Source organism: Ferrovibrio sp., assembly GCF_046297895.1.
In the GTDB taxonomy this organism is placed as follows: domain Bacteria; phylum Pseudomonadota; class Alphaproteobacteria; order Ferrovibrionales; family Ferrovibrionaceae; genus Ferrovibrio.
This window is the reverse complement of the sequence record NZ_JBKBHC010000007.1, coordinates 18,769-33,883: the sequence shown is the minus strand read 5'-3', so window position 1 is coordinate 33,883 and position 15,115 is coordinate 18,769. Positions and strand designations below refer to the sequence as shown.

The 15,115-nt window shown below is 63.6% G+C and carries 15 protein-coding genes; 11 read left to right on the top strand and 4 right to left on the bottom strand.

Annotated elements, in window-relative coordinates; translation table 11 throughout:
* Positions 1–7: 7 nt before the first annotated feature.
* The 6 genes from purL (at position 8) to ACK4FK_RS13050 (ending at position 4,764) form a co-directional block, all read left to right on the top strand.
* Complete coding sequence (gene purL / locus ACK4FK_RS13075; RefSeq protein ID WP_409745648.1) at positions 8–2,164, top strand: phosphoribosylformylglycinamidine synthase subunit PurL; 2,157 nt, start codon at positions 8–10, stop codon at positions 2,162–2,164.
* Positions 2,165–2,184: 20 nt separating this feature from the next.
* Positions 2,185–2,415 carry a BolA family protein gene (locus ACK4FK_RS13070; protein ID WP_409745404.1) on the top strand — a complete coding sequence of 77 codons (231 nt, stop codon included), beginning with the start codon at positions 2,185–2,187 and terminating at the stop codon, positions 2,413–2,415.
* A gap of 25 nt (positions 2,416–2,440) precedes the next feature.
* Positions 2,441–2,782 carry a Grx4 family monothiol glutaredoxin gene (gene grxD, locus ACK4FK_RS13065; RefSeq protein WP_409745403.1) on the top strand — a complete coding sequence of 114 codons (342 nt, stop codon included), beginning with the start codon at positions 2,441–2,443 and terminating at the stop codon, positions 2,780–2,782.
* A 79-nt stretch (positions 2,783–2,861) separates the two neighbouring features.
* A complete protein-coding gene (locus ACK4FK_RS13060) occupies positions 2,862–3,272 on the top strand; it encodes a ketosteroid isomerase-related protein (RefSeq protein ID WP_409745402.1) in 411 nt (136 codons plus the stop codon).
* Entirely contained in the window at positions 3,269–3,877 is a 609-nt protein-coding gene (locus tag ACK4FK_RS13055; protein WP_409745401.1) for a GNAT family N-acetyltransferase, read from the top strand. The genes ACK4FK_RS13060 and ACK4FK_RS13055 overlap by 4 nt, the downstream gene beginning before the upstream one ends.
* Entirely contained in the window at positions 3,874–4,764 is an 891-nt protein-coding gene (locus tag ACK4FK_RS13050) for a carbon-nitrogen hydrolase family protein (RefSeq protein WP_409745400.1), read from the top strand. The genes ACK4FK_RS13055 and ACK4FK_RS13050 overlap by 4 nt, the downstream gene beginning before the upstream one ends.
* A 3-nt stretch (positions 4,765–4,767) precedes the next feature.
* On the opposite strand, the gene ACK4FK_RS13045 is transcribed toward ACK4FK_RS13050, so the two are convergent.
* Positions 4,768–5,349, bottom strand: coding sequence for a flavodoxin family protein (locus ACK4FK_RS13045; protein ID WP_409745399.1), 582 nt, complete (start codon positions 5,347–5,349; stop codon positions 4,768–4,770).
* A 202-nt stretch (positions 5,350–5,551) separates the two neighbouring features.
* On the opposite strand from ACK4FK_RS13045, the gene ACK4FK_RS13040 reads away from it, so the two are divergent.
* The gene (locus ACK4FK_RS13040) at positions 5,552–5,965 is read left to right on the top strand and encodes a winged helix-turn-helix transcriptional regulator (protein ID WP_409745398.1); all 414 of its coding nucleotides are present in this window, start codon (positions 5,552–5,554) and stop codon (positions 5,963–5,965) included.
* Between the two features lie 95 nt (positions 5,966–6,060).
* On the opposite strand, the gene rpsD is transcribed toward ACK4FK_RS13040, so the two are convergent.
* Positions 6,061–6,675, bottom strand: a complete 615-nt coding sequence (gene rpsD / locus ACK4FK_RS13035) for a 30S ribosomal protein S4 (RefSeq protein WP_409745397.1) — start codon at positions 6,673–6,675, stop codon at positions 6,061–6,063.
* 649 nt (positions 6,676–7,324) lie between these two features.
* Here rpsD and ACK4FK_RS13030 point away from each other — a divergent pair.
* Together ACK4FK_RS13030 and ACK4FK_RS13025 are read left to right on the top strand one after the other, a co-directional pair.
* Entirely contained in the window at positions 7,325–9,439 is a 2,115-nt protein-coding gene (locus ACK4FK_RS13030) for a methyl-accepting chemotaxis protein (protein WP_409745396.1), read from the top strand.
* A gap of 106 nt (positions 9,440–9,545) precedes the next feature.
* The gene (locus ACK4FK_RS13025) at positions 9,546–12,611 is read left to right on the top strand and encodes a class I SAM-dependent DNA methyltransferase (protein WP_409745395.1); all 3,066 of its coding nucleotides are present in this window, start codon (positions 9,546–9,548) and stop codon (positions 12,609–12,611) included.
* Positions 12,612–12,799: 188 nt separating this feature from the next.
* Here the strand turns inward: ACK4FK_RS13025 and ACK4FK_RS13020 are convergent, their stop codons facing one another.
* Both ACK4FK_RS13020 and ACK4FK_RS13015 read right to left on the bottom strand, forming a co-directional pair.
* Positions 12,800–13,111, bottom strand: a complete 312-nt coding sequence (locus ACK4FK_RS13020) for a helix-turn-helix domain-containing protein (RefSeq protein ID WP_409745394.1) — start codon at positions 13,109–13,111, stop codon at positions 12,800–12,802.
* A gap of 32 nt (positions 13,112–13,143) precedes the next feature.
* Entirely contained in the window at positions 13,144–13,503 is a 360-nt protein-coding gene (locus tag ACK4FK_RS13015; protein ID WP_409745393.1) for a type II toxin-antitoxin system RelE/ParE family toxin, read from the bottom strand.
* 413 nt (positions 13,504–13,916) lie between these two features.
* Here ACK4FK_RS13015 and ACK4FK_RS13010 point away from each other — a divergent pair, with 413 nt between their 5' ends.
* Positions 13,917–14,663 (top strand): creatininase family protein, encoded by a 747-nt coding sequence (locus tag ACK4FK_RS13010; RefSeq protein WP_409745392.1) that lies wholly within the window; start codon positions 13,917–13,919, stop codon positions 14,661–14,663.
* Positions 14,664–14,675: 12 nt separating this feature from the next.
* Positions 14,676–15,068 (top strand): nuclear transport factor 2 family protein, encoded by a 393-nt coding sequence (locus ACK4FK_RS13005; protein WP_409745391.1) that lies wholly within the window; start codon positions 14,676–14,678, stop codon positions 15,066–15,068.
* Positions 15,069–15,115 lie beyond the last annotated feature (47 nt).

The window sequence follows — 15,115 nt, the reverse complement described above, 5'->3', positions numbered from 1 at the left end:
CGACCTGATGGGCCTGACGCGCGACGAATACGACCGCGTGCTGGAGATCATGGGCCGCGAGCCCAACCAGGTTGAACTCGGCATTTTCTCGGTGATGTGGTCGGAGCATTGCTCCTACAAATCGTCAAAGAAATGGCTCAAGACCCTGCCCACGAAGGCCCCCTGGGTGATCCAGGGTCCGGGCGAGAATGCCGGCGTGATCGATATCGGCGATGGTCTGGCCGCCATCTTCAAGATGGAAAGCCACAACCATCCCTCCTTCATCGAACCCTATCAGGGCGCGGCCACTGGCGTGGGCGGCATCCTGCGCGATGTCTTCACCATGGGCGCGCGGCCCGTCGCCAACCTGAATGCGCTGCGCTTCGGTGCGCCGGATCACGCCAAGACCCGCCATCTGGTGTCGGGCGTGGTGCATGGCATCGGCGGCTATGGCAACTGCGTCGGCGTGCCCACCGTGGCCGGCGAGGTGAATTTCCACCCCAGCTACAACGGCAACATCCTGGTCAACGCCATGACGGTCGGTCTGGCCAAGACCGACCGGATTTTCTATTCGGCCGCCGCCGGTCTGGGCAATCCTGTCGTCTATGTCGGCTCCAAGACCGGGCGCGACGGCATCCACGGCGCTTCGATGGCCTCGGCCGAGTTCACCGATGACAGTGAAGAGAAACGCCCCACCGTGCAGGTCGGCGACCCCTTCACCGAGAAGCTGCTGATCGAAGCCTGCCTGGAGCTGATGGCGACCGACGCCATCGTCGCCATCCAGGATATGGGCGCGGCGGGTCTCACCTCATCGTCGTTTGAGATGGCATCCAAGGGCGGCATGGGCATCGAGATCGACCTCGACAAGGTGCCGGCGCGCGAAACCGGCATGACGCCGTTCGAATTCATGCTCTCCGAAAGCCAGGAGCGCATGCTGATCATCCTCAAGCCGGGTTCGGAAACCCAGGCCGAGGCGATCTTCCGCAAGTGGGAACTCGACTTTGCCGTGATCGGCCATCTCACCGATACCGGCCGCATGGTGCTGCGCTTCAACGGCGAGCAGGTCGGCGACCTGCCCATCGATCCACTGGCCCAGGCCTCGCCCGAATATGATCGCCCGTGGGTGAAGACGCCGCCGCAGAAGCCGCTCGGCCGCGTCAACCATCCGCTGCCCTTCGTGGAAGCTTTGGGCAAACTGATCGGCATGCCCGACATGTGCTCGCGCCGCTGGATCTGGGAACAGTACGATTATCTCGTGCGCGGCGACACGGCGCAGGTGCCCGGCGGCGATGCCGCCGTGGTGCGCGTGGAAGACCATCCGAAGAAGGCGCTGGCGATGAGCGTGGACTGCACGCCGCGCTACTGCTTCGCCGATCCGGTCGAGGGCGGCAAGCAGGCGGTGGCCGAAACCTGGCGCAACATCACCGCCGTCGGCGCGCGGCCGCTCGCGATCACCGACAACATGAATTTCGGCAATCCCGAACGGCCGGAGATCATGGGGCAGTTCGTCGGTGCCGTGGAGGGCATCCGCGAGGCCTGCCTGGCACTGGATTATCCGGTCGTCTCGGGCAATGTCTCGCTCTACAACGAAACCAACGGCAAGGGCATCCTGCCCACGCCGGCCATCGGTGGCGTCGGCGTGCTCGACGACGTGGCGAAAATGGCGACGCTGGCCTTCAAACTGCCGGGCGAAGCCATCCTGCTGGTCGGCAAAACCCATGGCCATCTCGGTCAGTCGGTCTACCTGCGGGATATCTGTGGCCAGGAAGCCGGTCCGCCGCCTTCGGTGGACCTGCAGGCCGAAAAGAAAAACGGCGATGCGGTGCGCATGCTGATCACCAAGGGCATGGTCTCGGCCGTGCACGACTGCTCCGATGGCGGCCTGGCCGTGGCTCTGGCCGAAATGGCCATGGCCTCTGGCATCGGCGCCGCGGTGACGCTGCCCGAGGGCGATGCCTTCGAGATGGGCTTCGGCGAAGACCAGGCCCGCTACCTGGTCACCTGCCCGGCGGCGCAGGCGGAAGCCGTGATCGCCGCCCTGGAGGCGGCCGGCGTGCCGGTGCGCAAGCTGGGCCTGACCGGCGGGGATGCGTTGACCTTTGCCGGCCTTGGCACCATATCGGTCCAGGCGCTGAAAACCGCCCATGAGGGCTGGATGCCGCGCTACATGGCCGGCGAACTGTAAAGAAACCGGGGATTCTGACGATGGCGATGGATGCCAGCGAGATCGAGAAGATGATCAAGGAGGCGCTGCCCGACGCCCAGGTCCGCATCGACGACCTGCGCGGCGACGGCGACCATTACGCCGCCACGGTGGTTTCAGCCGCTTTCGCCGGCAAGACCCGGGTGCAGCAGCACCAGATGGTCTATGCCGCGCTTAAAGGTCGCATGGGCGGCCAGCTTCATGCGCTGGCGCTCACCACGCAAACACCATAACCGACACCTGCAGGGGATAGTCGCCATGAGCGAGAAAGAACAGACATTCGAACGCATCCGCGAGGAACTGGCCGGCAACGATGTCGTGCTGTTCATGAAGGGCACGCCGGTCTTCCCGCAATGCGGATTCTCGGCCACCGTCGTGCAGGTGCTCTCGCGGCTCGGCCTCAAATTCAAGGGCGTGGATATCCTGGCCGATCCGGCGATCCGCACGCATCTGAAGGAATTCTCCGACTGGCCGACCTTCCCGCAGCTTTACGTGAAGGGCGAATTCGTCGGCGGCTGCGACATCGTGCGCGAGATGTACCAGAACGGCGAGCTGCAGGATTTCCTGAAGCAGAAGGGCATCGCCTACCAGGAGGCGTAAGCGCTTCCCTCGCCCGTCCTATGGCAATCGCGGGCGCGGACAGCTATCCTGTCCGCGCCCTTTCTTTTTTGAGTCCACCATGCCCAATACCGATGCCGAAACCCTGATCCAGTCCTATTACGACGCCTTCAATGCCAAGGATGTCGAGGGTTTCCTCGCCCTGCTCACCGACGATGTGGTGCATGACGTGAACCAGGGCGGCCGCGAGGTGGGCAAGGTCGCCTTCCGCGCCTTCCTCGAACGCATGAACCGCTGCTACGAGGAAAAGATCGTCGACCTGTTCGTCATGACGAACGGCGATGGCACGCGTGCGGCCGCCGAGTTCACCGTGCTGGGCGTCTATCTGGAAAGCGACGAGGGCCTGCCGCCGGCCGAAGGCCAGCGCTACAGCCTGCCGGCCGGCGCCTTCTTCGAGATCCGCGACGGCAAGGTGGCGCGCATTTCCAACACCTACAATCTCAACGACTGGATCCGGCAGGTCGGCGGATGACCAGCGCCGGCGGCGCCATTCGCGTGGTCCGCTTCACGGGCGAGCAGATGCGTGCCCGGCTCGACGACCTGGCGCGGCTGCGCATCGAGGTGTTCCGCGCCTGGCCCTATCTGTATGAAGGCTCGCTGGATTACGAGCGGCGCTACATTGCGCGCTATGCCAATGCCCGCACCGGCACCATCGTCGTGGCGCTGGATGGAGAGGTCGTTGTTGGCGCTTCCACCGCCCTGGCCCTGGACGAAGAGGTCGATTACGTGCGCGCACCCTTCGTGCGGGCCGGCATGGATACGGCGCAGATATTCTATTTCGGCGAATCCGTGCTGCTGCCGCAGTATCGCGGCCATGGCATCGGCGTGACGTTCTTCGAGCAGCGCGAGGCGGCGTCGCGCGACTTCGGTTATCCGCTTTGCTGTTTCTGTGGCGTGTTGCGGCCCGAGGATCATCCGATGAAGCCGGCCGGCTACGTGCCGCTGGATGCCTTCTGGGTCAAGCGCGGCTATGCCAGGCGTGCCGACCTCGTCGCCAGCTTTTCCTGGCTGGATATCGGCGACAGGGCCGAGACACTGAAGCCGATGGTCTACTGGATGAAGGACCTGCGCGCATGAGGATGGCTTGCGCGCAGTATCCCATCGGGCAATTCGCTTTGCTGGAAGACTGGCAGGCCAATGCCGCGTCCTGGGTGCGTCAGGCGGCCGATGCCGGCGCGCAGATGCTGCTGTTTCCCGAATATGGCGGCATGGAGCTGGCGTCCCTGCTGCCTGAAGCCGTGCAGCGCGACCTCGCTGGCCAGATCGCGGCCTTGCAGCAGTATCACGACGCCTTCGTCGAGACCTATGCCTCGCTGGCACGGCAATATGGCGTGTTTGTGGTTGCACCCAGCCTGCCGGTAAGGCAGGGCGATGGCTTCATCAATCGCGCCTATGTGTCCTCTCCCCATGGTGCGATGGGGTTCCAGGATAAACGCCAGATGACGCGCTTCGAGCGCGAGGAATGGATCATTCGGGGCGGCGCCGGGCTGAAAATCTTCGAAGCAAAGATCGGCGATGAGACGATCCGTTTCGGCATCAGCATCTGCTACGACATCGAGTTCCCGCTGATTGCCCACGCGATGGCGATGGCCGGCGCCGATCTGCTGCTGGCGCCAAGCTGCACGGACACATTGGCGGGCGCCAACCGCGTGCTGGTCGGGGCCCGCGCCCGGGCGCTGGAAAACCAGGTCTATGTGGCCGTCGCGCCCACCGTGGGCGATGCATCATGGTCGCCGGCGGTGGACGTGAATGTCGGCTGGGCCGGCGTGTTCGCCACGCCCGATCGTGGCCTGCCCGACGATGGCGTGATTATTCAGGGCGAGCTCAATCGCCCCGGCTGGGTTTTCGCCGATCTGGATTTTGCCCTGCTGCGCCGCGCGCGCGAGAATGCACAGGTCTTCACCCGCCGCGACTGGGACGGCCAGATGTCGCCGTCCCTCGCCGTGGCGGTCGAAACCCTCTGACGCTTACGCGTCCACCAGTTCGCGCGCCGGCTTGTAGGCCTTCGCCGTTTCGGCCACGCGGCGGCCCAGATGCTTGGCGGTTTCCAGGTCGCTGGCGATCGGGCCATGTTCGGGGCCCTGGTCGGCATTCGACTGCGCCATGGCGCCGAGGAAACTGCCCAAGCGGTTGAGGTCGTTCACGCTGCCCTTGGAATTGTTGTTGCCCGGCATCAGGCCGAGGCTGACCCAGAGCATGCCGTGTTGCGCGGCGAAGACCGAAATCTGCAGCAGCGTGTTCAGCTTGTCGCCCGATTGCGAGGCCGAGTTGGTGAAGCCGACGGCCAGCTTGCCGTTCCATTTGCCCCAGACCTTCGAGGTGCCGTCCATCCAGGTTTTGAACGGGCCCGACACGCTGCCCATGTAGGTGGGCGAACCGAACACGATGGCGTCGGCGGCGTTCAGTTCGTCCAGGCGCGCCTCGGCCTCGGCTATCGGGATGAGCGCGACGCTGGCGCCGGCAACCGCCCGCGCGCCCTCGGCCACGGCTTCGGCCTGCTTCTGGGTGTGGCCGTAGCCGGAATGATAGACAATGGCGACCTTGGTCATTGGGTAAGTCCCTGATTTGGATAGGAATTAATGATTACCTGAAGCGAATTGGTTACTTCAGGTAAGTATAAAATATGAGCTATTGATTTCTTTAGTAAAGTAGGTACTTAAAAGTAAGTTCATTTCTCGAACCACTCTGTAGCCGCCGTCACGCGCTCCGGTGCATGGCGCGGCCGCGACAAGGATTATGCTGATGTCTGTCATGCCCGATTCAGCCCCGACCCAACCCGCCGCGTCGAAATCCGCCAGCCAGCGGGACGACAAATTCGCCTGTCCGGTCGATGCGGTGCTGCGGCTGCTGATGGGGCCCTGGACCACCTACATCCTCTATGTGCTGCGCAGCCAGGGGCCGCGCCGCTTCGGCGAACTGAAGCGCGAGATCGGCGGCATCTCGGCCAAGGTGCTGACCGAGCGCCTGCGCATGCTGGAGGAGGCGCGGCTGGTGCATCGCGACTATCGCGCCACCATTCCGCCGCAGGTGACCTATTCGCTGGCGCCGCGCGGCGAGGAACTGTCGCCGATGCTCGACATGGTGCGCGACATCGCGCTGCGCTGGCGCGACGAGGATGCACCCCGCACGGCGCTTACGCCCGCGCCGCGCCAGGCGGCGGAATAGTTGCCGCAGAGGTTTCGCCGGCAACAAAAAAGGCCGCCAGTTTTCGCTGGCGGCCTTTTCCCTGTCCGGCATGAACTGCCGGAAAGATATACGGATTAGCGCGAGTAGTACTCGACCACCAGGTTCGGTTCCATCTTCACCGGATAGGGCACGTCGGCCAGCAGCGGCACGCGGGCGAAGGTCGCCTTCAGCTTGGCCTGGTCCATGTCGATGTAGTCGGGCACGTCGCGCTCGCTCGATTTCACGGCTTCCAGCACGAAGGGATAATCCTTCGCGGCGCCGCGCACCTCGATCACGTCGCCCACCTTCACCTGATAGCTCGGGATGGTGACGCGCTTGCCGTTGACCAGGATATGGCCATGGCTGACGAACTGGCGGGCGGCGAACACGGTGGCCACCACCTTCATGCGGTAGACCACGGCATCCAGACGGCGCTCGAGCAGGCCGATCAGGTTCTCCGAGGTGTCGCCGCGGCGACGGTTCGCTTCCGCATAGGCGCGGCGGAACTGCTTCTCGGTGATGTTGCCGTAGTAGCCCTTCAGGCGCTGCTTGGCCATCAGCTGCACGCCGTAATCCGACGGCTTCTTGCGCTTCTGGCCATGCTGGCCGGGGCCGTATTCGCGCTTGTTGAGCGGGCTCTTGGCGCGGCCCCAGAGGTTTTCTCCGAGGCGGCGGTTAATCTTGTACTTGGATTCCTGACGCTTGGTCATTCTTCAGTCCTGAATTCGGCGCATGAGGGGAAGGCAGCCACGACGACCCGTTCATGCAAGGAATGCCGATCCCCCCGGTGAGGAGCCGGGGAGGGCGCGCGCATCATAGGGATGAAGCGCCCCCCGTCAAGCTTGCATTGGCAGGCCTGCATTCACGGCCCAGCCTCGGGCGCGTCCGCCGGCAGACAGATATAAGGCCTGTCCACCCGGCCGATTTCTGCTCCATTACTACGAAGGCGGGTTTATCGACCCGCGAATACTATATTTCTACTTAAAGTGTAATTAAAAGGCCCTCTAAGCCAGCTTGCGCCGGCCGGGTGCAACCGATACTACTTGAACATTCGCTCCGATTACGGAGCAGCTTGGGGGCACAAGCTGGGGCAAAAATCCGCAGCAATCAGGCAGATCGCGTCCGCTCGGCCGACGGAAGCGCGCGGCGTCGTTCGGCCGGTACCAAGACGCCAGCAAAGTATTTCCCAAGACAAAAATCAGAAATACAGCCAGAAAAACAGCCAGAAACAGGTGGTACGCATGTATAGCGTGACTATTGGCGTGGCGGGACCTTGCCCGATGCAGTCCCCGGGGCAGTCCCCCGGGCAGTTCCTTGGGCAGTCCCTGGTTCAGTCCATGGGCGTGCGGAGCTGAAGCCATGCGCAACCTCAGCATCTCGCTGCGCATCTCCGCGGCTTTTGGCCTGATTCTCGTCCTGCTGCTGGCCGTTGCCGGTCTGGCCTACCAGAATGTGCGGTTTCTGGAACGCGCCCAGCAGCAGACGGCGGAAAGCTTCCGCCTGCTCGATGCGCTGGCCGGCCTGGCCCAGGCGATGTCGGACCAGGAAACCGCCGTGCGCGGCTTCGCGCTGTCGGGGGATGAAAGCCATCTCGATACCGTGCAGGCCGGCCGCGAGGCCAGCACGCGGCTGCTGGAAGAATTGAAGAGCCTCACGGCCGGCGACACCGAACAGGAAGAACGCCTGGCCCAGGCCACCAGCCGCATCCTCGACTGGCAGCTCAAATTCGCCGAAACGGCGGTCACCCGCCTGAAGGACGAAACCCGCCGCGAATCCGCCCTGCGCACCCTGCGCTCGCCGCTCAGCAAGGGACAGATGGACGAGATCCGCGCCAGCTTGAGCGAGATGCGCGACGCCGAACGCGAAGACCTCGCCCAGCGCAACCAGGCCCAGGATGCCGCCTTCCTGCGGCTGATCGAGATATCGGCCATCGGCCTCGGCGTGCTGCTGCTGGTGATCGTTATGGCCATCGCCATGGTCCGCCGCAGCGTGGTGCGCCCGGTGCAGGACATCACGGCGACGATGCGCCGCCTCGCCGATGGCGATCTGGCGGTGGAGGTGACCGGCGCGGATCATCGCGACGAGGTGGGCGAGATGGCCCGCGCGCTGCAGGTGTTCAGGGATGGCATGGTGGCCCGCCGCGATGCCGAGACCGAGATCGAACGCCAGCGCGAGCAATCCGAGCAGCGCCGCGCGGCGCGCGAGGCGCAGGAACAGGCGGCCGCGCGCGAGATCGCCGATCTGGTCGGCGCGGTGGCGGCTGGCGACGTGGCCCGCCGCCTGTCGGAAGACGGCAAGGATGGCCTGTATCTGGCCATCGCCCAGGGCATCAACCGGCTCACCGTCGCCGTGGAAGGCATGATCGGCGAACTCGGCACGGTGCTGGGCGCCATGGCCGATGGCCGGCTGGATCGCCGCATCACCGGCGATTACGACGGCGCCTTCCGCCGGCTGAAGGACGACACCAACACCATGGCCGAACGCCTGTCGGATATCGTCGCGCGGCTTACCCAGTCGGCCGCCCAGGTGCGCACGGCCTCCGACGAGATTTCTGCCGGCAGCCAGGATCTGGCCAGCCGCACGGAATCCCAGGCGGCCAGCATCGAGCAGACGGCGGCCTCGATGCACGAGGTGACGGCGACGGTGAAGCAGAATGCCGACAACGCCCAGGCCGCCAGCCAGCTCGCGACAGTGGCTCGCGACACCGCCGATCGCGGCGGCAGCGTGGTGCAGGAAGCCGTACAGGCCGTGACGCAGATCGAGCAGAGCGCGCAGAAGATTTCCGATATCGTCGGCCTGATCGACGAGATCGCCTTCCAGACCAACCTGCTGGCGCTGAATGCTTCCGTCGAGGCGGCCCGCGCCGGCGAGGCCGGCAAGGGCTTTGCGGTGGTGGCGCAGGAGGTGCGCGCCCTGGCGCAGCGTTCGGCCAATGCATCGAAGGACATCAAGGCGCTGATTGCCGAGTCCAATGCCCAGGTGAAGACGGGCGCGGCGCTGGTGAACCGCACCGGCCAGTCGCTGACCGAGATCGTCACCGCGATCAAGAAGGTCTCCGACATCGTGGCCGAAATCGCCGCCGCCAGCCGCGAGCAGGCCACGGGGCTGGAGCAGATCAACACGGCTGTTGCCGGCATGGACGAGATGACCCAGCGCAACGCCGCCCTGGTGGAACAGACCACGGCGGCGGCGCAGTCGCTGAATGGCCAGGCCGGCGAGCTGGCCCAGGCGGTCGGCTTCTTCCGCATCGGCAATGGCGCGCCAGCCGCCATGCCGCCCCAAGCGGCCAAAGCCGAACCGAAATCAGAGATGGCGCAAACCGCGCCCGCGCCTAAGCCGGCCCCCCAAGCCGCGCCGAAGCCGGCGCCGAAACCTCCGGCGAAGCCGGTGGCCAAACCGGTGCTCAGGCGCCCGCCCGCCGTCGCGGCTGCGGCGGTCGCCGTTGTGGATGACGACGACTGGAAGGAATTCTGATCGGCTCCGGCCGGTGGCCGTTAAAATCAGCTGCGCCGGTTTGCTGCCATGGGTTGTGTTGCCCCCATGATTAATGCGAATCTTGCCCCTGCGGGGGAAGATGCTGATGTCGCCAGACGATTTCAGGGCCAAATGGGGCGATTTCCGGGGCACCGAGAAAGCCGGCGCGCAGAGCCATTTCAACGATCTGTGCGACCTTCTCGGTCTGCCCAAGCCGAACGACGCCCATGGCCTGGGCGATGATTATGTATTCGAGAAATCCCTGCTGCGGCTGGGCGAGCGCCGGGGCTTTGCCGATGTCTGGCGGCGTGATTGTTTTGCCTGGGAATACAAGAAGCCCAGCACCGACCAGAACAATCTGGTCCGCGCCTACAAGCAGCTGAAGGAATATGCCGACGGCTTGCAGAATCCGCCGCTGCTGATCGTTTCCGATATCAAGACCATCCGCATCCACACCCAGTTCACCGGCTATCCGGCCGAAGTGATCGAATTCGACATCCACGACCTGAATGATCCGGGCGTGCGGCGACGGTTGGCCAAGGCCTGGACCGACCCGGACAGTTTCCGCCCCGAAGCCTCGCGCGAGCTGGTCACCACGCGCGCCGCCGCCAAGCTCGGCACCGTGGCGGCCAAGCTGGCGCGCGACGGCCGCGATCCCCAGGCGGTGGCGCATTTCCTCAATCGCCTGGTCTTCTGCATGTTCGTCGAAGACATCGGCCTGCTGCCCGATTATGTCTTCGCCGAAATCATGGATGCGGCGGTCGACAGCCAGGATGATTTCGTGCCCTTGCTGGGCGATCTGTTTCGCGCCATGAAAAACGACCAGGGCCGCTTCGGCACCACGCGGATTCCCTGGTTCAACGGCGGCCTGTTCGACGACGACGGCGTGATCCCGCTCAACAGCCTGCAGATCCGCGAGCTGCGCGATGCCGCCCAGCTCGACTGGACCTTCGTGGAACCGGCGATCTTCGGCACCCTGTTCGAGAAAGGCCTCGATCCGGAAAAGCGCGAGGCCATGGCCGGCCTGTTCGATGTGGTGGTGGCCAAGGACAGGGCCGCCAAGCCGGGCGCGGCACCCCTGCCGGCGGCGAAGCCGAAGGCGAAGGGCAAGGGCACGGGCGCGGCCAAACCGGTTCCGGTTGCCGAGATTGGCCGGGCCGTCGGCGTGCATTACACCGATGTCGATAAAATTCGGAAAATCGTCGAGCCGGTGGTGCTGCAGCCGCTGGAACGCGAATGGGCCACTGTTAAGGCTGCCATCGCGGCTGAAGCCAAAAAAGAATCTGCCGCGAAATCCGAGGCCGCGAAGAAAAAGGCCATCGAGGCCAAACGCAAGCTGTGGTTCGATTTCCGCCAGCGGCTCAAAACCCTGCGCGTGCTCGATCCCGCCTGCGGCAGCGGCAATTTCCTTTATGTGTCGCTGCTGGGCCTGAAGGATTTCGACAAGAAGATCCGCGACGAGGCCAAAGCCTTCGACCTGATCGCCGACCAGGATGTGTTCACCACCGATACGGTGCTGGGCATCGAGGTAAATCCCTATGCGGCCGAACTGGCGCGCGTCACCATCTGGATCGGCGATATCCAGTGGGACATGCGCAACGGCGCCGGCGGCATCGCGCGCCGCCCGATCCTCGGCCGCATGGATGGCATCCGCAACCAGGATGCCCTGATCGACGACAAGGGCCGCGAACGCCAGTGGCCGGCGGCGGAATGCATCGTCGGCAATCCGCCCTTCCTCGGCGACAAGGCGATGATCCGCAGCTTGGGTGAGGAGTATACGAAGAAGATACGTACAGTTTTCGAGAACCGCATATCCGGAGACGCCAATTTAGTTTGTTATTGGTTCGAAAAAGCCCGCGCAATGATCGAGTCTGGCGAAACGCAGCGCGCAGGTCTGGTTTCTACTAGCACGATACGAAGCAGCAATAACCGCAAGGTTTTGGATCGTATTGTCGAGAGTCAAATTATTTACGACGCATGGGCTGACGAACCTTGGGAGCAAGATGGCGCTGATGTGCGGGTATCATTGGTATGTTATGCGAATAGAGAATCAGTAGCCGGTGTCCAGCCATGTCTTGATGGACGCAAGGTTGCGGAAATCTTCTCGGATTTGACTGCCGGAGGTTCGAATATCACCGAGGCGGCACGCCTCGTCGAAAACAAGGGCTTGTGTTTCCAGGGCCCGGTGAAAGTTGGGCCTTTCGATGTACCCGGCGAACTGGCGCGTCGATGGTTGCAAGCATCAGGCAATCCAAATGGCAAGCCGAACAGCGATGTTGTGCGGCCATGGGCCAATGGCATGGATATCGTCAGGCGGCCATCAGACACCTGGATCGTGGATTTCGCTGACTTGCCTGAAATGGACGCCGCTGGTTACGAAGTGCCGTTCGAATATATACGCCGAACCGTGAAGCCTGAACGCGACAAGAATCGACGAGATCGCAGACGTATTTATTGGTGGCAGCATGGTGAAACCGTTCCAGGATTTCGTGCCGCGCTGAGCCGTGTATCCCGCTACATCATTACACCACGAGTGGCGAAGCACAGAATTTTTGTCTGGATGCACGCTTCTGTACTTCCAGATTCTAGGCTGGTTGCGGTCTGCCGTGACGACGACACGATATTTGGTTTCCTGCATAGCCGCCCTCATGAACTTTGGTCGCTGCGATTGGGCGGGTGGCATGGCATAGGAAATGATCCGCAATACACGCCATCACAAGGCTTCGACACCTTCCCGTTCCCCGAAGGTCTGACGCCAAATATTCCAGCCAAGGATTACGCAGCCGACCCTCGCGCGCAGTGCATCGCAGCGGCGGCGAAGAAATTGAATGAGCAGCGGGAAAACTGGCTCAATCCGCCCGAGCTGGTGCGCCGCGAGGCGGAAGTGGTGCCGGGCTATCCGGATCGCCTGCTGCCGCGCGGCGACAAGGCAGCGGCCGAGCTGAAAAAACGCACGCTCACCAATCTGTATAACCAGCGACCGGCCTGGCTCGACCTGGCGCACAAAGCGCTGGACGAGGCCGTGGCCGCCGCCTATGGCTGGCCGGCGGATCTGAGCGACGACGAGATTCTGTCGCGCCTGCTGGCGCTCAATCACGAACGCGCCGCCAAGCAGGGCGGCGGCATGGCGGCGGCAGACAGCGCGGCAGAGGCCGACGACAGCGAAGACTGATAGGCCACAGGAGCCGCCGTTTCGGCATCCCGGCCTCTACGCCCGGCCTGACTCCTGCAAAGCAGGCAGTCTGGGAAAACGGCCCGGCCGGGCCAGATAAAGCCGGCACTCGATAGCCGGGTTTGATCGGCCAGTCGAGGCAAAAGAGGCCATCACACTCGTCCCACCTTTGCAAAACAAAGGTGGGATCAGGCCGCGATCGGCTCCAGGTCGATCTTGAGGCGCAGGCCCACGGCGCGCGCCGCCCGGTCCAGCACTTCCACGGTAACCGCCGCCGTTTCGGGATGCAGGATGCGGTCGAGCTGGCTGCGGCTGGTGGCCATTTCTTTCGCCAGGGCGGCCTTGGTCAGGCCGATCTTTTTGCGCTGCTGTTCGATCATCCAGGCCATCACGCGCATCTGGGCTTCGATCTGCACGGCCTCGGCGATGCCCTGTTCGTTCAGGAAGTTATCGAAGCTCTGCCCGATGGGTGAAACCTTGGGGGAAGTCTTTTTCGCCATTGCTCTGTTCCTCAACCTGTATATGCGCCGGTTCATTTGCGCTTGCGGTAATCGCGAAGGGTCTTGCGTGCCGCGGCAATTTCATCCGCCTGCCGCGCCTTGCCGTGCTGGTGGTGCAGCAACAGCATCACGCCGGCATCGATGGCGAAATACACCCTGGCTTCCACCTTGCCGGCCGAAATGCTCGAGCGCACCTCATACAAACCCTGTCCCAAAGGCCGGCAGACCGGCATGCCAATTGGCCATCCCAGTTCCACGGTCCGGATATCCGTGCCAACGATACGGCGGTCCTCCGGCGCCAAAGACAGCAGCCACTCCCGAACAGGCTCTGCCCCGCTATCCGTCTGATAAAAGGCGGCCTGCAGTCTTTTGGCTTGTGGCCTTTTCGCCATGGCCGGAGTGTACCATAAAAGGTACAGGCGTCAAGCGGAATGTACCGTTAAAGGTACGCTCTTGAATAGGCAAATGTTCGTGCTATGTTCGTATATCTCGACTCCACCCAGGCAGACTGAATACGAATTTATGCAGTTAGGGCAGGGAATGGGTCGGCGAACGAACCCCAACGAACTCAAACGAACCTCAACGAACCTCAACGAACCGAAACGAACCTCAACGAACCGGAATGGACCCGAACGAACCGGAATGGTCTCCAACGAACCGAAACGGGCCGGAAATGGAAATCCGGAACTGGACGTCAATACGGCGCCGATGACGACGATTGCACGCCCCGCGCCCCGGCGGCTGGACTTGCCCGGCCTTCTGCCCTTTCTATTCAAGGGCTTGAACATGGGAAGACGGAGTCGTCATGCTGCTGCATCTGAGCACCTGGGCTGAGGTCGAGGATTATCTCAAACGCTCGACCGGGATCATCATCCCCATCGGCTCCACCGAGCAGCATGGCCCCAACGGCCTGGTCGGCACCGACGCGATCTGCGCCGAGGTGCTGGCCAAGGCCGTGGGCGAGGCGGCGCAGGCGCTGGTCGGCCCCACCATCAATGTCGGCATGGCGCAGCATCATCTGGGTTTCCCCGGCTCGATGACGCTGCGGCCCTCCACGCTCATCGCGGTGATCCGCGACATGGTGGTCAGCTTAAGCCGCCATGGTTTCGACCGCTTCTTTTTCCTCAACGGCCATGGCGGCAATGTCGCCACCGCCACGGCGGCGTTTTCGGAAATCTATGCCGAGGCCAGCATGGCTCCTGCCGGGCAGAACAGCCCCAGCCTGCGCTGCACGATCAAGAACTGGTGGGAAGCGCCCTCGGCCAAGCGGCTCTCGGGCGAACTCTTCCCTGGCGAGGAAGGGGCGCATGCCACGCCGTCGGAGGTCTCGCTCACCTTCCATGCCTATCCGCAGGCCGTGAAGCAGGCCGAGATGAGCCCGCGCGTGGCGCCCTGGGGCAGTTTCACGGATTCAGCCGACTACCGCAGCCGCTTCCCCGATGGCCGCATCGGCTCCAACCCGGCGCTGGCAACGGCGGCGCATGGCAAGACCATCATGCAGGCCGTGGTGCCGGAGCTGGCCGACAGCTACCGCAGCTTCGTCGCCGCCTGAGCAAGGCCGGTCATGAGCAAGGCCCTGCTGAACGACTATTACGCCGCATTACGCGACGGCGATTTCGGTGCATTGGCGCGCATCGTCGCGCCCGATGTGGTGGTGCGCTATTTCGGCCCGCCCGGCCTGCTGCCCTGGGTCGGCGTGCACGAGGGCTTCGATGCCTATCGCCGGTTTCTCACCCAGGTACGCGAGACGCTGGAGATCGTCGAGGTGGCGCAGGAGGCGGTGATCGCGGAAAACGACTGGGTGGTGGTGCTGGGCCGCGGCCGCTGGCGCGCCAAGGCCACCGGGCGCGACATCGCAGTGAACATGACCAACGCCTTCCGCTTTCATGATGGCCGTGTCGCCGAGTACCGCGTCTATACCGATACGGCGGCTTTTGCCGAAGCGCTGAGGCAGTGAAGCAAACGCAATAAACGGGAAGCGGCGGCAGGGTGGCGACGCTAAAC